The organism is Marinovum sp. 2_MG-2023 (assembly GCF_030548265.1).
Taxonomy (GTDB): Bacteria; Pseudomonadota; Alphaproteobacteria; order Rhodobacterales; family Rhodobacteraceae; genus Marinovum.
Genome location: NZ_JAUOSD010000008.1, coordinates 114253 through 136815 on the forward strand (window position 1 = coordinate 114253; position 22563 = coordinate 136815).

Genomic DNA, 22563 nt, shown 5'->3' on the forward strand with positions numbered 1-22563 from the left:
CCCGTTTTTGCAAGGTTGCGGCGACTTGGCCCCCGATTTGTCGGGAACGGGCGGGACCTACAGTTTCTGTCCCCGCCACGCAAGCGATTTGTCAATTCGGGGCTCAGGGCAGCAGATATTCCACGATCTCTGTGCGTTGGAAGGCGCGGAAATTGTCGTCGGAAATCATTGTCAGGCGGATCTTGCCCGCGTCATCACGGCTGACTGCCAGGCCCTCCAGGTTGTCGTGGCGGCCAAGCGAGCTGGTGAACAGGATTTCGCCGCGGCCGATGTCGCGCTCTGTCACCGCAAACCGGCGCACCCGCGACCGAAACGCAAACCCGGTAAATTCCCGCTCCAGCAGGTACAGCATGCCGTCAGGGCCGAAATCGGCCCCAACCGGTTGAAAACCGCCAAAGCGGGGAATGGAAAAAGGCTGATCCCAGGTGCCATTGCGATAGCGATAGACCGGGAAGGGCCGTGTCATTTTGCCCGAACGTTCCGGCAATGTGTAAAGCCAGCCGCGGCGGTCAATCGCCAGCGCCTCAAGCGAGGAATTGTTTTGCAGGGATTTGAAATCCCGATGCCGTGGCAGCCATGCGGCACGATCCATCGACACATAGGCCCAGACCCGGTGGAACCCTTCGAATGAAACGAAGCGGCGACCATCCGCGCGGATCGCAAGCCCCTCGCTGTCGGCGCGAAAATCCTTTTGCATCCGCGCGCCATTGGTATTCAGCAGCGCATGTGGCGGCGTGCTGTCCACCCGGACAATGCGACCGTTTTCCCGGATGATCCGCCCTTCGACGTAATGGCCCCGGTCGGACAGGGCGACAAACCCGCCGTCATCGTTGCTGAGGTCAATCGCGGAAAAGCCGCCAAATGCCGGGTCACTGTCTGTCCAGATATAGCTTTGGACATGGCGGGCGTGATTGGCGTCCTCCGCAGCAGAGCCACAGCTGACCAGCGCAATCAGCGCCAGCGCGGCGCTGGTCAAAAATCGTGTCATCGTGGTTTATTGGGCCTTTAGCACAGCGGCGCATTGCGCCGGCAGATCGGCAAGGATCAATTCACGTTTCTTGCGCGGCGGCGGGGCATTGGGGTCCGGCGGCGGTGGGTTCAGGATACGGTCGACCCAGCCCTGTGCCTCGGCACAGCCATCGCCGGGCGGCGGGGCGGCCTGATTGACGCAACCGCTGGCGCCGCGTGGGCAGGACAGCCGCACGTGGAAATGATAGTGATGTCCCCACCAGGGCCGGATCTTGCGCAACCAGGCGCGATCGCCTTTTTCGTCATTGCACATCTGCACCTTGGCACCGGGAAAAATGAAGATCCGCGCCACACGTGGGTCGCTGGCTGCGGCCTTGAGCAATGCGTGATGTTCCGGTGTCCATTTGTCATTGGTAAAGGCGCCATTTGACCGCCGCAGCGAAATCGACGACAGCGATTCACGTGCATCGCGCGACAGCGCAATATTCGTAGCCGGGCGCAGCCAGATGTCGGCATCCAGCCCGATCTGGTGGCTGGCGTGACCGGTCAGCATCGGGCCACCGCGTGGTTGCGACATATCCCCGATATAAAGTCCGTTCCAACCCGGCAATTGCGCCGCCCGCGCCGACAGACGCCGCAGGTAATCGACGGTTTCCGGGTGGCCCCAGTTGCGGTTGCGCGACAGGCGCATCGCCTGCCAGGTTGCGCCGGTTTCCGGCAATTGCGCACCGCCCGCCATACAGCCCTTGGCATAGCTGCCATAGGCGGCAGGGCTTTGATCAGAGGGGCCGTTTTTCGCGCCAAACAATTGTTTGGCCTGCTGGGTCGACAGCGTGCCCATGGAATCGCCAATAGTGGCCTGTGGTGCCGCGGCCAGGCTGGCCTTGGTCTTGGCTGTATTGCCGTCGCCGCAGCCGACCACAAGCGCGAGGATACTCATACAAAACAGCGTTCGGATCATCGGTGATTTGCCCCCTCTGGATCAACCCAGCGTAGCAGATACAGACCAATAAGAAAGAGCAGGATTACCGGCAAAAAGCCCAATTGATTGGATTGCGTCCACAGGGTGAACACGGTGATCAGCGCCGGGGCCAGAAATGCCGTGGCCTTGCCCGTCAGGGCAAACAGGCCAAAGGCCTCGGCCTCTCGTCCGCCTTCGACGTGGCGCACCATCATCGAGCGTGACGCAGAATAAAGCGCGCCCCCCGCGCCGCCGATGACCGCGCCACAGATATAGAAGATGGTGTCAGGCAAGGAGGAACCAGGCGCCAATTGCAGGCCAAACAGGCTGTCGCGTGACATGCCGACAATGATGATGCTGACGGCAATCAACATCGTCACACAAAAGGTGATCACCGGCTTTGGCCCAACCCGTTGATCCATCAAGCCGCCAACCCAGGACAGGACCGCCGCAGCGATTGCGGCGATGATGCCAAACACACCGATTTGCACAATCTCCCAGCCCAAGACCAGCTTGGCATAGATCCCGCCATATGAATAAAGCGCGGTCAGCGCATCGCGGTAAAACATCGAAGACAACAAAAAGCTGCCGCATGAACGGTTGCGGGCCACCCGCCGGATCGTCACCATCAGATCGGCCAGAACCTTGCGCAGTTTCGGGCGTGGGGCGTCGACCCGGGGTGCGTCGCGGCACCACAGGACATAGGGCAGCATGAAGAGGGTGAACCAAATGGCGATAAAGGGGCCGACGAACCGCGTGCCTTCACGTGCCTCTGGGTCAAGACCAAAGGCCGGTGGCAACCCGATCAGGGTTTTGCCGCTCTCGTTCTCTGCAAAGAACAACAACACAAGGATCAGCGACAGCACGCCGCCCCAATAGCCAAAGGCCGTTGCCCCACCGGATATGCGACCAATCTCTTCTTTGGTGCCCAATCCGGGCAGGATGGCATTGTTCAGGTTGAACGCCGCCTCGGCCGCCGTGAACCCCAGCCAGAACAGGACCAGCGCCAGGATCAAACCGGTGGCATCGGGCTGCAACAGCCACAAAGAGGCCGCACAGATTACCGCCACAATGGTGAAAAACCGGACCCAGGGGGTCAATCGCCCGGATGCATCGGCCCACCCGCCCAGAATGGGCGCGGAAAAGGCAATGACAAGCCCCGAAATCGTCTGTGCGGAGGACCAAAGCCCCTGCGCCTGTGCATTGGAGGCGTCTTGCGACATCCCCTGAGCCAGAAAATACCCGGCGGCCACAGCGGCGAAATACGGGCTGAACACAAATGTCAGCCCCAATGTTGCATAGGGCTGTTGCGCCCAGTCAAAGAACATCCAGCCCCAGATGCGCTTGCGTTTGGAAATTGTCATACCGTCCCCCTGTTGCGGCGGTTAGACCCCGGCAATGGGGCCGGTGGCAAGGGATAAGCCGGGGAACGGGGGAATTTCAGCCGGGAGGCGCAATTGGCGTTGCTGCATTGCAGCGCCCCAGTCGGCACTTTGGGCCACGGGGAGGGCGGCGGTTGATTGCGCGGGGTGGTGTCAGGCCCCTAGAGCGGCGGCCAGGGCCGGGCGTCCTCGGCCGCGATCCAGGCAAGGATATGGTCGGGCAAGCCGGGCAGCGGCTCCGTGTGGCCCAGTTCCGCCAGAACCTCTGCCGGGGACACAATGCCGTTTCGATCGGTCACTGCGGTGCGATACATCGCGTGATTGGCGCATTCACCGTTTGCCTTCCACATGGATTGCTCAAGATAGAGAAAACGGTGGTCGATCCCCACTGCGCGGCTGCGCATTTCGAACCGTTCAAACGGGCGAATGCGGCGGCGGTACCGTGTACAGCTTCCGGCGACGGTCAATCCCCATTTGCGCCGCTTCAGCACGGCCATAAGGCCGGTGCGCTGGGCCAGCGGAATACGCCCCAGATCATAAAGCGTCAGGGTCCGCCCGTTGTTCAGCTCCATCCAGAAATCAATGTCCCAAGGCCAACACATATGCGTCGAGACATGCGTGCCGGTCAGCGGCAGCGACGGCGCATTGCGAAAAACCAGCAATTCCTTGAACATTCGAATAAAGGGATACATGGGCGACCTCCGCCGGTATCCTTGCGCTGCGTCGCGGCATAGACAAGCCGTGACGCAGCGGCACTTGTGCTTTTGTCTCTGCGCGCTTACCTAAGCCTCGCAATTGGCGGAGACACACACGGATGTATGCAATTTACGGGCCCCTGAAACTCATCCTTGATGTGGCGTTTTTCATCATGATCGCCCATATCATCATGAGTTGGCTGATCAATTTTCAGGTCCTGAACCTGCGCCAGCCGCTGGTGTCGCAATTGTGGTATGGGCTGAACCGCCTGCTGGAGCCGATTTATCGCCCGATCCGCAACATCCTGCCGAACACACATCCGCTGGATCTTGCGCCGCTTGTGGCGTTTATCATCCTGATTTCCCTGCGGGATTTCATCCTGCCCGAGATTTTCGGCCTGATCTGAGCCAGTTCTGAACTGACCCAGCCGCTTTGACATGAGGTCCCGGATCAGGTCCGGGACGGTGTCCTGCCTCTTGTTCACCGAATCTCAATATGAGATTGTCCCTGTAAGAGCAGTCAAACTCAAATCTTGCAGGTTTTGCCCCATGGATCATACCGCCACGCTTTTGCGGGACGTGTTCGGATTCGACGGTTTTCGCCCCGGTCAGGGTGAAATCGCCAATGCCGTGACCCGTGGTGAAAACGTTTTGGCGATCATGCCCACCGGTGGCGGCAAGTCGCTGTGTTTCCAATTGCCTGCGCTGATGCGCGACGGGGTGACGGTGGTAATCTCGCCGCTGATCGCCCTGATGCGCGATCAGGTGCGCGGTCTGCGAGAGGCCGGGGTGAATGCCGGCGCGCTGACATCCGGCAACACCCCCGAGGAAACCGAAGCCGTCTGGGAGGCGCTGGAGGCGGGCACATTGAAGCTGCTGTACCTCGCGCCTGAACGTCTGGCCGCCGGTGGTACAATGTCGATGTTGCGCCGCATCGGTGTCAATTCCATTGCCGTCGACGAAGCCCATTGCGTGAGCCAATGGGGCCATGATTTTCGCCCGGATTACCTTCGGATCGGGGAACTGCGCCGCGAGTTGAATGTGCCGCTGTCGGCCTTTACCGCCACGGCAGACGCCGAAACCCAGGACGAAATCGTCGCGCGATTGTTTGACGGCGAAGAACCTGCGCGGTTCCTGCGTGGGTTTGATCGGCCCAATATTCACCTTGCCTTTCAGCCCAAGGATGGGCCGCGCCGCCAGATCCTTGATTTCGCGGCCGCACGCCGGGATCAAGCCGGGATTGTCTATTGTGGCACCCGCGCTAAGACCGAGGGGCTGGCGCGCGCCCTGACCGAAGATCGCCACAACGCCTGTTTTTATCATGGCGGCATGGATGCCGAGGATCGGCGCAGTGTAGAGGCGCGGTTCGCCCGTGAGGATGGTCTGATCGTTGTCGCGACTGTCGCCTTTGGCATGGGGGTCGATAAACCCGATATTCGCTGGGTGGCGCATGCCGATTTGCCCAAGTCGATCGAAGCCTATTATCAGGAAATCGGGCGTGCCGGGCGCGATGGCGGCCCGGCGGAAACGCTGACCCTGTTTGGGGCGGATGACATCCGTTTGCGGCGGTCCCAGATCGACGAGGGGCTGGCCCCCCCCGAACGCCGTGCTGCTGACCATGGCCGGTTGAATGCGCTTTTGGGGCTGGCAGAGGCGCTGGAATGTCGCCGCACCACGCTGCTTGGGTATTTTGGCGAAACGACCGAGCCTTGCGGTCATTGTGACCTGTGCCAATCGCCGGTCGAAACCTTTGATGGCACAGAAGCCGTGCGCAAGGCGCTTTCGGCGGCGCTGCGCACCGGCGAATGGTTCGGTTCCGGGCATCTGATCGACATTGTCATGGGCAATGCCACCGACAAGGTGCGCGAAAAAGGCCACGATCAATTGCCGACCTTTGGCGTTGGCGGCGAATTTGACAAACGCGGCTGGCAGGCCGTGTTCCGCCAGATGATGGGCCATGATCTGATGCGGCCGGACCCGGAACGTTATGGCGCGCTGCGCATGACCGAAGCGGCGCGGCCCATCCTGCGCGGTGAGGCCAGCATCATGCTGCGGCGTGACACCATCGCCAAGGCCCAGGCCCGCCGCCGCCCGGCGGTGAAGGCGATGGTCAGCGAGGATGATGCGCCGTTGTTGTCCGCACTAAAGGCCAAACGCCGCGCTCTGGCTGAGGCCGCCAGCGTCCCGGCCTATATCATTTTCAACGATCGGACCCTGATCGAAATGGCCGAAACCCGCCCCGCGTCGCTGGATGACATGGCGCGGATTGGTGGGGTTGGTGCCAAAAAGCTGGAACATTACGGCGCGGAATTTCTGGCCGTGATCACCGGCGCCACCGAAGCGATGCACCCGACCCGGCGCAAGCTGGCGGGGCGGGATGCCGGGTCGATCTATGACCGGTTGATGCAGGTGCAGGCCGATCTGACGCGTGGGGCCTGTGGTACAGAAAAACCGCTGTCTTGTTCTGCGGCGCAGCTTGCCAAGCTGGCGGAACGCCGCCCCAGTGCGGTGCGTGATCTGGAACAGATGTTGGGCGAGCGTCGTGCCGAACGTTTTGGCGCGGCGTTTCTGGACGTTTTGCGCGAAGCGTCGTAAGCCGCCGCCAAAGGGAGACATGCAATGCTCGTGGTGATTTCACCGGCCAAACGGCTGGATTGGTCGGAAACAACGGTCGAAATGACCGAACCGGCGATGCAGGCGGATGCGGCGCGTTTGGCGAAAACCGCCCGCAACCTAACCTTGGGTGATCTCAAGGGGTTGATGGATCTTTCGGATGATCTGGCGCGATTGAACCGTGACCGGTTTCGCGCCTTTTCCGATGACCCCGCGCCGGATGTCACCCGACCTGCCATGTTCGGCTTTGCCGGCGACACATATCTCGGGCTTGAGGCGCGGACGCTGGACGCGGATGAGGTCCGTTATGCACAGGATCACTTGCGGATTTTGTCCGGTCTTTACGGGGTGTTGCGCCCGCTGGATGCGATTCAGGCCTATCGGCTGGAAATGGGGTCGCGGCTGAAGACCCGGCGCGGCACGAACCTGTACCATTACTGGCGCGATCAGATTTCCAAGGTGCTGAACGCGCAGGCCGCGACCACGGGCAGCGACGTTTTGATAAATTGCGCCAGCCAGGAATATTTCGGCGCGGTGGATCGCAAGGCTTTGAAATTGCGTGTCATCACACCGCAATTCTTTGACATGAAGGGCGGTCAGCCAAAAATCATCAGCTTTTTCGCGAAAAAGGCCCGCGGGGCAATGGCGCGATATATGGTGCAAAATCGCCTGCAGGATCCGGCGGACATCCTGGGGTTTGATCTGGGCGGTTATCGTCATGTGGCGGATTTGTCGGAACCTGACCGCCCGGCATTTCTACATGATGCCAGAGACTGACAGCGCTTTATCAAAAAAACACGAATAAACCTTTTGTGCGCCAGGTTCTTCCCTGTGGCGGCCAATGGGCGTTTAGTGGGGGCGAATTCAGGAGGAGACAGCCGTGAGCGACCGCAGCTATTACGCGCCCCATGGCGGATTGCCGGGACAAAAAGAGCTTTTGACCGGGCGGGCAGTATTTACCGAGGCCTATGCGGTGATCCCGCGCGCCACGATGACCGACATCGTGACCTCGTTTCTGCCGCATTGGGCGGCGACGCGGGCCTGGGTCATTGCGCGGCCCTTGTCCGGGTTTGCCGAAACGTTTTCGCAATATATCATGGAGGTCCTGCCCGGCGGTGGCAGCACCGCGCCTGAACCCAACCCAGAGGCCGAGGGCGTGCTTTTTGTCGTCGAAGGCGAAATGACCCTGACCATCGAGGGCGCGACGCATCATCTGACCGCGGGTGGATTTGCCTTTTTGCCCCCGAGCTGTGACTGGTCCTTGCGGAACGATGGCGCGCAAGCGCTGCGGTTTCACTGGATTCGCAAACGTTATGAACCCGCTCCGGGGTTGGATGTGCCAGAGGCGTTTGTGACGTCGGATCGCGATGTCGCGCCAACGCCGATGCCGGACACCAACGGGGCTTGGGCGACCACGCGGTTTGTCGATCCGGCCGATTTGCGGCACGATATGCATGTGACTGTGGTGACATTCGAACCCGGTGGTGTGATCCCCTTTGCCGAAACCCATGTGATGGAACACGGGCTTTATGTGCTGGAAGGCAAGGCCGTTTACCGGCTGAACCAGGATTGGGTCGAGGTCGAGGCCGGCGATTTCATGTGGCTGCGGGCATTTTGCCCACAGGCCTGTTACGCAGGCGGACCGGGGCGGTTCCGGTATTTGCTGTACAAGGACGTGAACCGTCACGCCCGGCTGTAAGGCCCGCAGTCGCGATGAATGTCACGGCATTTCGCGCAGCTGCTTTGCCTCTGGTTCGTGGGGGGCATAGCGTTTGATCATCGCCTCGATCGCGGCGCGTTTCAGCGGTTTGGTGATATAATCGTCCAGCCCGGCGGCGATCAGAACCTCGCGGTCCCCGGACATTGCATGTGCTGTGCAGGCGATGATCGGCACGCGGGTGCCGCTGGCGGATTCCAGTTTGCGAATTTCGGTTGTCGCCTCTTTGCCGTCCATTTCCGGCATTGAAATATCCATGAAAATAATGTCGGGCTGCAATTTCTTGTAGGCTTCCACCGCTTCCAGGCCGTTGTTGGCAAAATGCAGATCGACCTCCAGGGTTTTCACCATTTTGCGGAATACAAACTGATTGGTCTTGTTGTCCTCGGCGGTCAGGATCTGGATTTTCCCGGTTGCGCCGGTTTGCGTCTGCGCCGCGTGTTCTTTGGCATCTGGGGTTTTGGGCGGTGCGGATGTGGCTGATACCGGCTGCGGTTTTGCCGGGGATGGCGTCGGCTGGGGCGGATTTGCCACCTGGGCATCGCCAGAGGGTTTGGGACCGGAGTGCGCTGGTTCTGCGGTATCCTCGGCGGGTGACATGGCATTCAGCTTGTCGAATAACACCCCACGTGGCACCGGTTTTTGCAGGACCGCATGCAGCAACTTTGCCGCCGGGTCCGTTTCGGCAAATCCGGTGTTGGAACTGAGCATGATGATCGGTGTCTCATGGCCTGCGTCGCGCAGCGCCTGGGCCAGTTCAAGCCCATCGAGCTTTGGCATGTTGTGATCGGTCAACACCAGATCAAAGGCACAATCGGCGGCAAATTGATCCAGCGCCTCCTGGCCATTTTCGCAGGCAGAGGTTTCGACCTGCATGACCTGCAATTGTTTTTCCAGAATCATCCGGTTCACCGGGCGGTCATCAACAATCATCACCCGGCGGATGTGTTTCGGAAGCTTCGGCGGTTGAACGGTTTCGCCGTCGGGGCTGGGCAATGTGACCTGAAAGCCAAAGCTTGACCCGGTGCCAAATTCGCTGTCGACCCAGACCTCGCCGCCCATCATGTCAATCAACCGTTTGGTGATTGCCAATCCCAAACCGGTGCCTTCGAACTTGCGGTTGCGCTCATCTTCGACCTGATTGAATTCGCCAAACACATCGCCCAGCTTTTCGTCGGGAATGCCGATACCGGTATCTTCGATCGTGACGTGCACTGCGGTTTGACCGTCTTCGCGTGGCACCCCCACCACCCGTGTCAATACATGCCCCTGAAGGGTGAATTTCACCGCATTTCCCAGAATATTGGTCAGAACCTGGCGAATGCGCCCCGGATCGCCGATGAATTCCGTGGGCAGGAACATGTCGTAATCGACCAGAAGATCCAGCCCCTTGTCGCGGGCCGTTGGCTGCAACAGCATGATGATTTCATGGATGGCGCGTTCCAGGTCAAACCGTTCGGGGTGAAGCTCTAGTTTGCCGGCCTCGATCTTGGAATAATCCAGCACGTCATTGATGATTACCAACAGCGCCTCGCCGGAATTCTTCATCGTATTGACGTAGAGGCGCTGTTCCTCGGACAGTTCGGTATCGGTCAGCAATTCGGCCATGCCGATCACGCCATTCATCGGCGTGCGGATTTCATGGCTCATATTGGCAAGGAAGGCGGATTTGGCGCGATTCGCGGCTTCGGAGCGATTGCGCGCTTCGCGCAGGTTTTTCTCGTACCGGATGGTGTCGGTGATATTCAGCACCAGTGACACCACATCCCCGGCCTCGCCACGTTTGTCCACCACCTTGAAATACATGCCATTCCACAGCCGCAGGGTGATCGCCTCGGGGGTGGAGGATTGCCAGCGATTAAGCATCATCGCCCGCCATTCGGCCGGGGCCAATTCGCCGGTATCGACAATGCCCTCTTCGGTCAAAAGCTGTAAGATACGGGCAAAGGGCACGCCGGGTTGAATTTCTTCCAGGCCTTCAAACACCGATAAATAGGCGCTGTTGGCGCTGATAAGACAATGGTCGCTGTCGAAAAACGCGAATCCGTCTTCGATGGTTTCAATGGCCTGCCACAAACGGCGTTCCGCCACTTCCAGATTCTTGGTCGTGCGCGACAGGTCGGATTTCACCCGCTGGTTTTCGTCCCGCACATTGGCAACCTCGGCGCGTTTTTCAACGATCTCTTCGCTCAGCGCGCGGGCGTGATGGCCAAGCTTGCGGTTGGCGGCGAACAATTCGGCCTGCTTGAGTTCAAGCAGGCGTTCCGCGCCAAGCCGTGCGCGGCGTTCCTCGGCTAGTTTGCTGGCAAGACTCATGCCACCCCGTAAAGCGATTCATTGACTCATAATTCCGGTACTGTGGCGGCAAGGGGTGAAGAACTGTTTAAACTCGACCCCTGCCGGGGTGATGACAGATTCGTCATTTCCGGGAAGGTTGCCTTGCCAGCTTGGCCGACTAATGGAACACTATCGGCATTTGGATCGGAGGATTTTTCATGCGTCGCGTTTTTGCAGCCCTGATGTCGCTTCTGTGTACTGTGCCCGTGTTTGTCCCGGTCGCGGCCCAATCCCAGGAACAGGAATTGATACCGGACCGACGGGTGGTGGTGTCGCGCGATATGGATTTCTTCGGCTCTGACCTTCAGGCGCTGTTCGACACCAACATGGCCGCGTGCCAGCAGGTGTGCCTTAACGATCCGTCCTGCAAGGCGTTCACCTTCAACAGCCGATCCAACGCGTGTTTCCCGAAAAGCGCCGTCAGCGAACGCCAGGCCTATGAGGGCGCGATTTCCGCTGTGGTGGTGGATGTTGATCCCGCCGTACAGGACCGGGCCGAGGGTCGGGTGAACGATCTGAATTTCCTGCGAAAACGCGATGTCGATGCGGCAATGTCCCAGGCGCGTGATCTTGGCGTGCGGCACATGGGTGGCAAGTGGTCGGTCGATGTCCTGCTCAAGGCGGCGCGCGACAAAGAGGCGGAAAACGATCTCGGCAATGCTTTGCATTGGGTTGGCGCGGCGCTGGCGCAAAATGATGCGGCGGATCTTTGGGTTGATTATGCCCGGCTTGCCCTTGCGAATGAGGCGGTGGCGACATCATCCTCAAATCGTCGCCGGTTTGCCGCCACGGCGGTGGCCGCGGGGGTCAACGGCTATTTGCGTGCACCAAATGATCCGGGGCGGATTGCGGCGCTGTTGATTCTGGCCGAGGGGCTGGAAGAATCAGGGCGCGGTCGCGACATGGTGCCGACCCTGCGTCTGGCTGAATCGATCCAGCCGCGCGGGGATGTGGTGGCGGCGTTGGACGCGGCGATCAACAAATATGGGTTCCGCATCACCGAACATCGCACCGAAAGCGACAAGGCCGAGCCGCGGATCTGTGTCACCTTCAGCGAGGATCTGGTGCGCACCGGGGTGGATTACGCGCCTTATGTGCGGCTGCCTGATCCGGGGCTGGTGGTCAGCGCGTCCGGGCGCGACGTCTGTGTTGGTGGTGTCGAACATGGGCATCGCTACACCATCACCTTCCGCGAGGGGCTGCCGGCCGCGTCTGGCGAAGAAATGGTCAAGGATGTGACCATCACGCAATATGTCCGCGACCGGTCGCCTTCGGTTGCCTTTACCGGTCGGTCCTATGTGTTGCCGCGGTCTTCGGATGCGGGGTTGCCGATTGAAACGGTGAACCTGACAGAGGTGGATTTGACGCTGCGCCGGGTCAGTGATCGCAACCTGTTGCGCGCCATCCAGGACAGCTTCTTTGGCGAGCAGATGAACAATTATCTGGTGCGCGAATTCGATCGAGAGGTCGGAGAAACCATTTGGCAGGGTGTGGGGGAGGTTGAGCAACAGTTGAACCTTGATGTGACCACCCGTCTGCCCATGGGGGATGCGCTGGCCGATCAACCGCCGGGCATTTATGCCCTGACGGCGCGGGTGCCGTCCGAAGATGAATATTCCGACAATATCGCCACGCAATGGTTTGTGTTGTCTGATCTGGGGCTGGCCAGCATGTCGGGCAGCGACGGTCTGCATGTGTTCATTCGCGGGCTGGGCGATGCCAAAGGCAAATCCGATGTGTCTGTGCAATTGATTTCCCAGGCCAATCGCGTGCTGGCCGAGGCCAAAAGCGATGCCTCTGGCCATGTGCAGTTTGATCCCGGCCTGACCCGTGGCACCCAGGGGGCCGCGCCGGCGCTTCTGGTGGCCAGGACCGAGGATGACATTGCCTTTTTGTCGCTGAAAGATCCGGCGTTTGATCTGTCCGACCGGGGTGTCGAAGGGCGCGAACCTGCGGGCTCGGTCGATGTGTTTCTGGCGACGGACCGTGGCGCCTATCGCGCCGGCGAGGTGATCGAGGCAACCGCATTGGCCCGCGATTCTCAGGCGCGTGGTATTGACGGCCTGCCGTTGGTGGCGGTGCTGACCCGACCGGACGGGGTGGAATATTCCCGTCATCTGTCGAACGATGGTTTGGCAGGCGGGCATGTGTTTTCCATGCCAATCGGCGCAACCGTGCCGCGCGGCACCTGGCGGATTGAGGTTCATTCCGACCCGGATACCCCGGCATTGGTGACCAAGACCGTGCTGGTCGAGGATTTTCTGCCGGAACGGATTGATTTTGACCTGTCGCTGCCAGAGGGGCGGATCACCGCCAGTGACACGCCGGATCTGAGCATTGAGGCCAAATATCTGTTTGGTGCGCCGGGGGCCGACCTGCCGGCGGAAATTCGGGTGCGCCTGTCGCGCGCCAGCGGGATCGAGGGCTGGGATGGATTTACCTTTGGTCGCCACGACATCACCTTTGATCCGCGCACCCGCTATATGGATGGTGGGCTGCGCAGCGGGGCAGATGGCACATTGTCCGTGCCGTTGGAATTTCCCGCGATAGAAGGTGACGCCGCATCGCTGCCGATGACAGCCGAGGTTGTGGTGTCGATGTCCGAAGGATCGGGTCGCCCGGTGGAACGCCGTCTGAGCCGGGATTTGGCCGCATCCGGCCCGGTGATCGGCATCAAGCCGCTGTTTGATGGCGTGGTCAAGGAAGGGTCCGAGGCGCGGTTCCAACTGATTGGGTTGGATGCCGAGGGCGCCGCCAGCGATATGCCGGTAAAATGGACGCTGAACCGCGTGCGCACCACGTATGAATGGTATCGCCTTTATGGTCAGTGGAACTGGGAGCCGACGGTGGTCCGCACCGAAATGGCCAGCGGCACGGTGACCCTGGGCAATGCACCGGTCGAGATTGGTGCAGATGTCGACTGGGGCAATTATGAGCTGGTGGTCGAACGCGACGGCGGCACATATGTGGCTGCCTCTACTGAATTCTGGGCCGGCTGGTATGTGCCTGCGGATGCCACCAGCACGCCGGACACGCTGGAACTGTCGCTCGACAAACCCGCCTATCGGTCTGGTGAGGTCGCGACCCTGCGGCTTGTGCCGCGCTATGCCGGCACCGCGCTGATCACCGTGATGTCGCATCGGCTGATCGACATGCAGACCGTCGCGGTCACCGAGGGCGAAAATACCATTCCCCTGACCGTGACCGATGAATGGGGCGCCGGGGCCTATGTCAGTGCCACGGTGATCCGGCCGATGGACGCGCCGGCAGGGCAAAATCCGGCCCGTTCGCTGGGGCTGGCCCATGCCAGTATTGATCCCGGTGCCAAGGCGCTGGATGTGACGTTGATCACAGGTGAAACTTCGAAGCCACGCGGGCCTTTGACCGCGACGGTACAGGTTGATGGCATCACAGAGGGCGAGACCGCTTATGTCACCGTCGCCGCCACCGATCTGGGCATTTTGAACATCACCGGTTTCCAGAGCCCCGATCCCCAGGGCCATTACTTTGGCCAGCGCAAACTGGGGGTCGAGATGCGTGACCTCTATGGGCGGCTGATTGACGGGCTGGATGGCTCTATGGGGCGTATTCGGTCGGGCGGCGATGGCGCGGATGGCGCCCGGTTCAACAGCCCGCCGCCAACCGAGGATCTGGTCGCACGGTTCTCTGGCCCGGTCACGATTGGCCCGGATGGCCGCGCCGAGGTGTCGTTCGACATCCCGGAATTCAACGGCACGGTGCGTTTGGCCGCGGTTGCGTGGTCATCCACCGGCGTTGGACAGGCGGAAAAGGACGTGCTGGTGCGCGATCCGGTGGTGGTGACGGCCTCTTTGCCCCGGTTCCTCGCCCCCGGTGACAGCAGCCGCATGTTGCTGGAGGTTGTGCATGCCGAAGGTCCGGCAGGCCGCATGGGACTGGATATCACGGCGCAGGGTGTGACGCTGGACGCCACCGCAATCCCGTCGGACATTGACCTGGGCGATTTGGGCAAGGCCAGTTTTGCCGTGCCGATCACCGCGATCAGCGAAGGCGATCACGCGATCACCGTGGCGCTGACCACGCCGGATGGTTTGGTGCTGCGCAAATCGCTGACCGTCCCGGTGCGCAACAACGATCCCGAAGTGTCGCAAACCCGGCGCTTCTCGCTCGCTGCGGGCGAGACATTTACCTTTGATGACAACGTCTTTGCCGGTTTGCGGCTGGACACTGCCTCGGCGCTTGTGGCCGCCGGCCCATTGGCACGTTTCGATGCGCCGCGGCTGCTGGCCTCGCTTGACCGGTATCCATACGGGTGTACAGAACAGATCACATCCCAGGCGATGCCGCTGCTCTATCTCAGCTCGGTGACCGACGCGATGGGCCTGACCGAAACCGCACGCATTCAGGAGCGGATCGACCAGACCGTCGCGCGTATCCTGACACGGCAGGCGCCGAATGGTGCCTTTGGTCTGTGGCGGGCGCAATCGGGGGATTTCTGGCTGGATGCCTATGTCAGCGATTTCCTCAGCCGCGCGCGGGCCAGTGATTTTGCCGTGCCTGATCTGGCCTTCCGTCAGGCGATGGACAACCTGAAAAACCGGGTAAACTATGCCCCGGACTTCGACGATGGCGGCGAAGATATTGCCTATGCGCTTATGGTGCTCGCGCGTGAAGGCGCGGCGGCGGTTGGCGATCTGCGCTATTATGCGGATGTGAAGGGCGGTGATTTCGCCACCCCGCTGGCGGCGGCGCAACTGGGCGCGGCGCTGGCGATGTATGGTGATCAGACCCGCGCTGACCGGATGTTCACCATCGCGGTACAGAAACTGGGCCAGCGGACCGGGCCGGAAAGCCCACTGTTCCGTGTCGATTATGGCACCGATCTGCGCGATGCGGCGGGGCTGTTGTCGCTGGCGGTCGAAGCCGGATCAAACGCCATCGACCGCGAGGTGCTGATCCAGCGGATTTCGGACAGCCGACCAGAGCTGTCGACCCAGGAACAGGCCTGGTCGCTGTTGGCCGCCCACGCCATGGTGGCCGATCCGACGGCGTCGAATGTCCTGCTGGACGATGCGCCGGTTGAGGGGCCAATGGTGCGCCGGTTCCTGAACGGCGACGCGCCGCGCACGATCACCAACAATGGCAGCACCGCCACCAGCGTAACGCTGACCACATTCGGCAAACCGTCGGAACCGGTGGATCAGGGCGGTTATGGCTATCGGATCGAACGGCGCTACTACGACATGGACGGCGCAGAAGTGACCGGGGCGGTGGCGCTGGGCGACCGTCTTGTGACTGTGCTGCGGGTGATCCCGGCTGAGGAAACCGGCGCGCGGCTGATGATCAATGATCCGCTGCCCGCAGGGTTCGAGATCGACAATCCCAATCTGTTGCGCTCTGGCGATATTCGCGCGCTCGATTGGCTGAAACCGAAACAGGCCGAACATACCGAGTTCCGCGCAGATCGCTTCCTAGCGGCGGTGGATCATCGCGGCGACAAGGCGTTTGAGCTGGCCTATATCGTGCGCGCCATTTCACCGGGTGCATTCCACCACCCGGCGGCCGTGGTCGAAGACATGTATCGGCCGCAATATCGCGCGCGCACGGCATCTGGGCAGTTGACGGTCGCACCGTGAGACGGCTATGCCTTCTGGTCCTGCTCCTCTGGGGCGGGGCCGTGCTGCGCGATGGATTTGACGCTTGGGTCGAGGACACGGTGCTGCCGCCGGTTCTGGCGGAAACCTCGGTCGAGGTTCTGGACCGCAACGGGCGGCTTTTGCGCGGCTATACGGTCGAAGACGGGCGCTGGCGGTTTTCCGTCACCTTGGATGAGATCGACCCGAAACTGGTCGATATGCTGGTCGCCTATGAGGACAAGCGGTTTTGGGATCACCCCGGCGTGGATGGGATCGCGATCAGCCGCGCGGTGGCACAGGCGCTGCGCAATGGCCGGATGGTTTCGGGGGGATCGACCTTGACGATGCAGGTTGCCCGGCTGCTGGAGGATAGCGGCACAGGGGCCTTGGCCGGCAAGATCCGACAGGCGCGGCTGGCATTGGCGCTGGAGCGCAAGCTGACCAAACGCGAGATCCTGACGCTTTATTTCACCCATGCGCCATATGGTGGCAATCTCGAAGGGGTGCGTGCCGCGACGCTGGGCTATTTCGGCAAGGAACCCCGCCGCCTGACCCCGGCGGAAGCTGCGATGCTGGTCGCCCTGCCACAAAGCCCCGAAGGCCGCCGCCCCGACAAACGCCATACCCGCGCCGTTGCCGCCCGCGACCGGGTATTGGCGCGGATGCAGCGTTATGGCGTGATTGATGCCGACACGGCCTTGGCGGCCCGGCGCGAAGTGGTGCCGAAAACGCGGCATGATTTTCCGGTTCTTGCGGCGCATCTGGCGGATCGCGCGCGCGATGACGCGCCGTTTGCCGCTGTGCATGACCTGACAATTGATCGTGACCTGCAAGCGCGTCTGGAAGATCTGGCCGCCCGTGCGGTGCGCGGCGAGGGCGATCATCTTTCCATCGCGATGGTGGTGGCCGATCATGTCACGGGCGAGGTTCTGGCCTCGGTCGGATCAGCGGGTTTGACAGCGGGCGAGGCGCGCGATGGGTTTATAGATATGACCCAGGCCTTGCGATCGCCGGGATCGACGTTGAAACCGCTCATTTATGCGCTGGCCTTTGACCGTGGGCTGGCCCATCCACAGACGTTGATCGACGACACGCCTGTCCGCTTCGGGGCCTATGCGCCACAGAATTTCGATGGCCAGTTTCGGGGCGAGGTAACGGTCGAACGGGCGTTGCAGATGTCGCTGAACATTCCCGTCGTCAAACTGACCGAGGCGTTGGGCCCGGCGCATCTTATGGCAGCACTGCGCCGTTCCGGGGCTGAACCGGCCTTGCAGGGCACGCAGCCGGGATTGGCGATTGCCTTGGGCGGTTTGGGGCTGACGTTAGAGGATATGGTGCAGCTTTATGCATCACTGGCCCAGATGGGCCGGGCGCGCCCGCTATACTGGCGGCAGGGCGCAACGCCCCAGGCCGGCGCGGATGTCACCGGCGATATTGCCGCCTGGCAGGTGGGGCATATCCTGGCGGATATGGTGCCGCCGCCGGGCGCGCCGCGCGATTGGCTGGCCTACAAGACCGGTACATCTTATGGCCACCGCGATGCCTGGTCGCTTGGGTTTGATGGTCGCCATGTGGCCGGCGTCTGGATGGGGCGGCCCGATGGCACGCCGGTGCCCGGTGCCTTTGGCGGCGATATGGCCGCGCCTGTGCTGTTCGAGGCGTTTCAGCTGTTGAAAACCGCGCCCGATGATTTGCCGCCACCGCCCGCCGCCACGCTGATGTTGCGCAATGCGGATCTGCCACAGCCGCTGCGCCGGTTTCGGGCGCGTGACGGGCTGTTCAGCAGATCAGGGACATCGCTGCAAATGGCCTTTCCGCCCGATGGTGCGGTGATGGCGGGAAATCATGTGACGGTGAAGCTGCGCCACGGCGTGCCGCCCTTTACCCTTTTGGTTGATGGGGCACCGGTGATTACCGGCGCCCGTGACCGCGTGTTGCCCGTGGTGCTGCCGTCCCGCGGGTTTTCGCGACTGGCGGTGATTGACGCAGTCGGAGCGTCGGTTGGCGCCATGATCCAACGTCCCTAGGATCCTGACCCCAGGATCACACCCGTTCAATCGCCAGTGCAATCCCCTGACCGCCGCCAATGCACATGGTGATCAGCGCCCTGGACCCGCCGATGCGTTCCAGTTCATAGAGCGCCTTGACCACAAGGATCGCGCCGGTCGCGCCCACCGGATGGCCCAGCGCAATCGCCCCGCCGTTCGGGTTCACCTTGGCCGGATCAAGGCCCAGTTCCTTGTTCACCGCCAGGGCCTGGGCGGCAAAGGCTTCGTTTGATTCGATCACATCGAAATCGCTGATCGCCAGACCCGTGCGCGCAATCAGATTGCGGACCGCTGGCACCGGGCCGATGCCCATGACCTCGGGCCGGACACCGGCATGGGCATAGCCCAGAACTCGCGCACGCGGCTTCAATCCGGATTTCTCTGCGGCTTCGCCCCGCGCCAGAACAAGTGCCGCCGCGCCGTCATTGATGCCGCTGGCATTGCCGGCGGTCACGGTGCCGTCCTTTTGGAACACGCTGCGCAACCCGGCCAGAGCCTCGGCTGTGCTGGGTTTGGGGTGCTCGTCCACCGCAAACGGCACCATGTCGCGTTTCACCCGCACCTCGACCGGCGTAATCTGATCGGCAAAGCGGCCCTCGGCAATCGCACGTGCGGCCCGGGTTTGACTCTCTAACGCAAAAGCATCCTGATCCGCGCGGCTGATCCCATGTTCGGCGGCGACGTTTTCCGCTGTGACGCCCATGTGGCCGGTGCCAAACGGGCAGGTCAGCGCCCCCAGCATCATGTCGACCGTCGTAATATCGCCCATCTTGGCGCCAAACCGTTGCGCAGGGTTGATGAAAGGGGACCGGGACATGGTTTCCGCCCCGCCGGCCAGTGCGAAATCCGCATCCCCCAGCAAAAGGGATTGAACCGCCGACACCACGGCCTGCGCCCCGGAGCCACACAATCGGTTTACGTTCATCGCCGGGGTGGTGTCCGGCACGCCCGCGGCAATCGCGGCGGCGCGGCTCAGGTACATGTCGCGCGGCTCGGTGTTGATCACATGGCCAAAGACCACATTGCCAATCTGCTCTGGTGCGACATCGGCCCGTTGCAGGGCCGCCTTTGACGCGGCGGTCGCCAGATCAATGGGCGCCGTGCCGCTGAGCGTGCCGCCAAAGGTGCCGATGGCGGTGCGCGCGCCCGCCAGAATTACGATATCCTGTGACATGATGGTCCTCTTTCCCCGTTTCAGCGCCAATATGCGCCGAGGATCGCGGCCTGTCACAACGACGTTCCGTCACGGAACCTGCTTGATATTTGCCCGGCTTCTCGGCATCATTCCGTCATGACGGAAACATCGGACGATATTCTGGCACTTTTGCCCGCCCGCCTGAAAGAGGCGCGCCGCACCCAGGGGCTGTCGCTGGATGCGGTGGCAAAGCTGTCGGGGGTGTCGCGGTCCATGGTCAGCCAGATCGAACGCGGCGAAAGCAGCCCGACAATTGCTACCCTGTGGAATTTGACGCGGGCGTTACAGGTCGATTTCGCCGGGCTGTTGGAAGAAGAAGTTCAGACCAACCGGATCGAGGTTCTGCGCGCCGACCAGATCCCGACCATCGACAATATGGGCGCGGGTTGTCGCATTCGCATCTTTTCACCGCCGGAAGAGGCCGGGCGCAACGAGCTATATGAATTGCTGTTTGACGCGGGCGGGCGGTTGGACAGCCAGGCCCATAAACGCGGCACGGTGGAAACCCTCAGCGTGATCTCAGGCCGTCTGGAGGTCACCTCTGGCGAGGCCATTGCCCGGTTGGAACCGGGCGACAGTGCACGTTACGCGGCGGATTTACCGCATCGTATCCGGGCGCTGGATGGCGATGCCAAGGCGTTTCTGATTGTCCAGGACTCTGGCTAGATCACCGGCAATTGTGGGTCTGACCTGCGGAAAGGCCGGGATCGACCGGGGTGGAAAATTTTCGCCTGTCGAAAAATCCGTTATTTCGGAATTCCGTCTGTTGTGTTAGAAGTGCGGCCAGCAAAGGAGTCGCTCTATGGCACAGATGTTTCTTGACCACCTGAAATCCACCCTGTCCGGGATCGAAGCGGATGGATTGATGAAGATTGAACGGCCGATCACCTCGGCCCAGGGCGCGCGAATGCAGGTTGGCGACCGCCAGATGATCAACCTTTGCGCCAACAATTACCTCGGTCTGGCCAATCACCCGGCGCTGGTCCAATCTGCCAAGGATGCGATGGACAGCCACGGCTATGGCATGGCCTCTGTCCGGTTCATCTGTGGCACACAGGACATTCACCGTACGCTGGAGCAGAAGCTGGCGGCGTTTCTGGGAACGGATGATGCGATTCTGTTTGCCGCCTGTTTTGATGCCAATGGCGCGGTGTTCGAACCGCTGTTGGGGCCAGAGGATGCGGTGATCTCTGATGCGCTGAACCATGCCAGCATCATCGACGGCATCCGCCTGTGCAAAGCCAAACGCTATCGCTACGCCAATTCCGATATGACGGATCTGGAGGCCAAGCTGAAAGAAGCGCGTGAAGGCGGTGCGCGGCACGTGATGATTGCCACCGATGGTGTGTTTTCGATGGATGGCTATCTGGCCAAACTGGACGAGATCCGGGCGCTGGCCGATACATATGACGCGATCCTGATGGTCGATGATTGCCATGCGACGGGCTTCATGGGCCCCAAGGGCGCCGGCACCCCGGCGCATGCCGGGGTCTCAGCGGATATTCTGACCGGCACATTGGGCAAGGCGCTGGGCGGGGCGATTGGCGGCTATATCGCGGCGGCGCAACCGGTTGTGGACCTGTTGCGGCAACGCGGGCGGCCCTATCTGTTTTCCAACTCATTGCCGCCGGCCGTGGTTGCGGCGGGGATCACTGCCCTCGATCTGGTTGAACAGGGGGATGATCTTCGCGCGAAATTGTTCGCCAATGCCGCCTATTGGCGCAAGGGATTGACGGATTTGGGGTTTGACCTGTTGCCCGGTGAGCATCCGATCATCCCTGTGATGCTAGGCGAGGCCAAACTGGCCCAGGAGATGGCAGCAAAGCTGTTCGACGAAGGCGTCTATGTTTCGGGCTTCTTCTTTCCGGTTGTGCCCAAGGGGCAGGCGCGGATCAGAACCCAGATGAACGCCGCCCTGACACAGGATGATCTGGATCAGGCGCTGGCCGCGTTTGAACGCGCAGGCCGTGCCGTGGGAGTGTTGAAATGAGAAATGACATGAAGGCGCTGGTCAAATCCGAAGCACGTGAAGGGCTTTGGATGCATGACGTGCCGGTGCCGGAAATCGGGCCGGATGATGTGTTGATAAAAATCAACAAGACCGGCATTTGCGGCACTGATGTGCATATCTGGAACTGGGATGACTGGGCGCAGAAAACCGTGCCGGTGCCGCTGGTGACGGGGCATGAATTTGCCGGTGAGATTGTTGAAATCGGCGCGCGGGTCGAAGATCTGAAAATCGGTCAACGCTGTTCCGGCGAGGGGCATTTGATTGGCAAGCATTCACGCCAGAGCCGTGCAGGCAAGTTCCATCTTGACCCGGAAACCCGGGGCATTGGTGTGAATGAACAGGGGGCCTTTGCGCAATATTTGCGCCTGCCTGCGTTCAACGTTGTGCCGCTTCCGGATGAGATCGACGATGAAATCGGCGCGATCCTCGATCCATTGGGCAATGCGGTGCATACCGCGCTCAGCTTTGATCTGGTTGGCGAAGATGTGTTGATCACCGGTGCCGGGCCGATTGGCATCATGGCGGCGGCAGTGGCCCGCCATGTCGGTGCGCGCCATGTGGTGATCACCGATGTAAACCCCGACCGGCTGGCGCTGGCGGCGCGGGTGACGGATGTGGTGCCGGTGAATGTCGCTGAACAGGATCTGAACGACGTGATCAAATCGCTGAAAATGCGTGAAGGTTTTGATGTCGGGTTGGAAATGTCCGGCAATCAGCGCGCATTGGACCAAATGGTCGAGGCGCTGGTCATGGGCGGGCGTATTGCCCTGCTTGGCATCCCGCCGGGCAAATCCCCGGTGGATTGGAGCCGCATTGTGTTCAAGGCGATCACCCTGAAAGGGGTCTATGGCCGCGAGATTTTCGAAACTTGGTACAAGATGATTGCCATGTTGGAAAACGGGTTGGATGTGCGCGGCGTAATCACCCACCGTTTCCGCGCGGCAGAGTTTGAACAGGGGTTCGCTGCGATGCGGTCCGGCAACAGCGGCAAGGTGGTGCTGGAGTGGTAGAGATCTAGCC

At 61.2% G+C, this 22563-nt stretch carries 15 protein-coding genes; 9 read left to right on the forward strand and 6 right to left on the reverse strand.

Annotated elements, in window-relative coordinates; genetic code table 11:
• Positions 1-103: 103 nt before the first annotated feature.
• The 4 genes from Q4577_RS11490 to Q4577_RS11505 all read right to left on the reverse strand — a co-directional run bounded on the left by Q4577_RS11490 (position 104) and on the right by Q4577_RS11505 (position 4004).
• A complete protein-coding gene (locus tag Q4577_RS11490) occupies positions 104-988 on the reverse strand; it encodes an esterase-like activity of phytase family protein (protein ID WP_303468106.1) in 885 nt (294 codons plus the stop codon).
• Between the two features lie 6 nt (positions 989-994).
• Positions 995-1930, reverse strand: a complete 936-nt coding sequence (mepA, locus tag Q4577_RS11495) for a penicillin-insensitive murein endopeptidase (RefSeq protein ID WP_303468108.1) — start codon at positions 1928-1930, stop codon at positions 995-997.
• Positions 1927-3294 (reverse strand): MFS transporter, encoded by a 1368-nt coding sequence (locus Q4577_RS11500; protein ID WP_303468111.1) that lies wholly within the window; start codon positions 3292-3294, stop codon positions 1927-1929. Before Q4577_RS11500 ends, mepA begins: the two co-directional genes overlap by 4 nt.
• A gap of 179 nt (positions 3295-3473) precedes the next feature.
• Positions 3474-4004 carry an acyl-CoA thioesterase gene (locus Q4577_RS11505; RefSeq protein WP_303468113.1) on the reverse strand — a complete coding sequence of 177 codons (531 nt, stop codon included), beginning with the start codon at positions 4002-4004 and terminating at the stop codon, positions 3474-3476.
• A gap of 122 nt (positions 4005-4126) precedes the next feature.
• Here Q4577_RS11505 and Q4577_RS11510 point away from each other — a divergent pair, with 122 nt between their 5' ends.
• From Q4577_RS11510 to Q4577_RS11525, 4 genes are all read left to right on the forward strand, one after another.
• Positions 4127-4414 carry a YggT family protein gene (locus Q4577_RS11510; RefSeq protein WP_244691007.1) on the forward strand — a complete coding sequence of 96 codons (288 nt, stop codon included), beginning with the start codon at positions 4127-4129 and terminating at the stop codon, positions 4412-4414.
• A gap of 142 nt (positions 4415-4556) precedes the next feature.
• The gene (gene recQ, locus Q4577_RS11515; RefSeq protein WP_303468119.1) at positions 4557-6602 is read left to right on the forward strand and encodes a DNA helicase RecQ; all 2046 of its coding nucleotides are present in this window, start codon (positions 4557-4559) and stop codon (positions 6600-6602) included.
• A 24-nt stretch (positions 6603-6626) separates the two neighbouring features.
• Positions 6627-7397, forward strand: coding sequence for a peroxide stress protein YaaA (gene yaaA, locus Q4577_RS11520; protein ID WP_303468121.1), 771 nt, complete (start codon positions 6627-6629; stop codon positions 7395-7397).
• A gap of 103 nt (positions 7398-7500) precedes the next feature.
• On the forward strand, positions 7501-8319 hold the full coding sequence (locus Q4577_RS11525; RefSeq protein ID WP_303468123.1) for a bifunctional allantoicase/(S)-ureidoglycine aminohydrolase: 819 nt from the start codon (positions 7501-7503) through the stop codon (positions 8317-8319).
• Between the two features lie 21 nt (positions 8320-8340).
• Here Q4577_RS11525 and Q4577_RS11530 read toward each other — a convergent pair whose 3' ends face one another.
• Positions 8341-10653 (reverse strand): response regulator, encoded by a 2313-nt coding sequence (locus Q4577_RS11530; RefSeq protein WP_303468124.1) that lies wholly within the window; start codon positions 10651-10653, stop codon positions 8341-8343.
• Positions 10654-10832: 179 nt separating this feature from the next.
• Between Q4577_RS11530 and Q4577_RS11535 the strand changes: the two genes are divergently transcribed.
• Both Q4577_RS11535 and pbpC read left to right on the forward strand, forming a co-directional pair.
• Positions 10833-16289, forward strand: coding sequence for an alpha-2-macroglobulin family protein (locus Q4577_RS11535; protein WP_303468125.1), 5457 nt, complete (start codon positions 10833-10835; stop codon positions 16287-16289).
• Positions 16286-18316 carry a penicillin-binding protein 1C gene (gene pbpC / locus Q4577_RS11540; protein ID WP_303468126.1) on the forward strand — a complete coding sequence of 677 codons (2031 nt, stop codon included), beginning with the start codon at positions 16286-16288 and terminating at the stop codon, positions 18314-18316. The genes Q4577_RS11535 and pbpC overlap by 4 nt, the downstream gene beginning before the upstream one ends.
• Positions 18317-18332: 16 nt before the next feature.
• Here the strand turns inward: pbpC and Q4577_RS11545 are convergent, their stop codons facing one another.
• Positions 18333-19511: an acetyl-CoA C-acyltransferase family protein gene (locus Q4577_RS11545; RefSeq protein WP_303468127.1), complete on the reverse strand. Its 1179-nt coding sequence runs from the start codon at positions 19509-19511 to the stop codon at positions 18333-18335.
• Positions 19512-19628: 117 nt separating this feature from the next.
• On the opposite strand from Q4577_RS11545, the gene Q4577_RS11550 reads away from it, so the two are divergent.
• The 3 genes from Q4577_RS11550 (at position 19629) to tdh (ending at position 22553) form a co-directional block, all read left to right on the forward strand.
• Complete coding sequence (locus tag Q4577_RS11550) at positions 19629-20198, forward strand: helix-turn-helix domain-containing protein (RefSeq protein ID WP_303468128.1); 570 nt, start codon at positions 19629-19631, stop codon at positions 20196-20198.
• Between the two features lie 136 nt (positions 20199-20334).
• A complete protein-coding gene (locus tag Q4577_RS11555) occupies positions 20335-21522 on the forward strand; it encodes a glycine C-acetyltransferase (RefSeq protein WP_244691000.1) in 1188 nt (395 codons plus the stop codon).
• Positions 21519-22553, forward strand: coding sequence for an L-threonine 3-dehydrogenase (gene tdh, locus Q4577_RS11560; protein WP_303468130.1), 1035 nt, complete (start codon positions 21519-21521; stop codon positions 22551-22553). The genes Q4577_RS11555 and tdh overlap by 4 nt, the downstream gene beginning before the upstream one ends.
• Positions 22554-22563 lie beyond the last annotated feature (10 nt).

Coding starts and splice junctions, on each gene's coding strand:
- Q4577_RS11490 (WP_303468106.1), bottom strand. CDS start 988: ATGACACGATTTTTGACCAGCGCCGCGCTGGCGCTGATTGCGCTGGTC.
- mepA (WP_303468108.1), bottom strand. CDS start 1,930: ATGATCCGAACGCTGTTTTGTATGAGTATCCTCGCGCTTGTGGTCGGC.
- Q4577_RS11500 (WP_303468111.1), bottom strand. CDS start 3,294: ATGACAATTTCCAAACGCAAGCGCATCTGGGGCTGGATGTTCTTTGAC.
- Q4577_RS11505 (WP_303468113.1), bottom strand. CDS start 4,004: ATGTATCCCTTTATTCGAATGTTCAAGGAATTGCTGGTTTTTCGCAAT.
- Q4577_RS11510 (WP_244691007.1), top strand. CDS start 4,127: ATGTATGCAATTTACGGGCCCCTGAAACTCATCCTTGATGTGGCGTTT.
- recQ (WP_303468119.1), top strand. CDS start 4,557: ATGGATCATACCGCCACGCTTTTGCGGGACGTGTTCGGATTCGACGGT.
- yaaA (WP_303468121.1), top strand. CDS start 6,627: ATGCTCGTGGTGATTTCACCGGCCAAACGGCTGGATTGGTCGGAAACA.
- Q4577_RS11530 (WP_303468124.1), bottom strand. CDS start 10,653: ATGAGTCTTGCCAGCAAACTAGCCGAGGAACGCCGCGCACGGCTTGGC.
- Q4577_RS11535 (WP_303468125.1), top strand. CDS start 10,833: ATGCGTCGCGTTTTTGCAGCCCTGATGTCGCTTCTGTGTACTGTGCCC.
- Q4577_RS11545 (WP_303468127.1), bottom strand. CDS start 19,511: ATGTCACAGGATATCGTAATTCTGGCGGGCGCGCGCACCGCCATCGGC.
- Q4577_RS11550 (WP_303468128.1), top strand. CDS start 19,629: ATGACGGAAACATCGGACGATATTCTGGCACTTTTGCCCGCCCGCCTG.
- Q4577_RS11555 (WP_244691000.1), top strand. CDS start 20,335: ATGGCACAGATGTTTCTTGACCACCTGAAATCCACCCTGTCCGGGATC.
- tdh (WP_303468130.1), top strand. CDS start 21,519: ATGAGAAATGACATGAAGGCGCTGGTCAAATCCGAAGCACGTGAAGGG.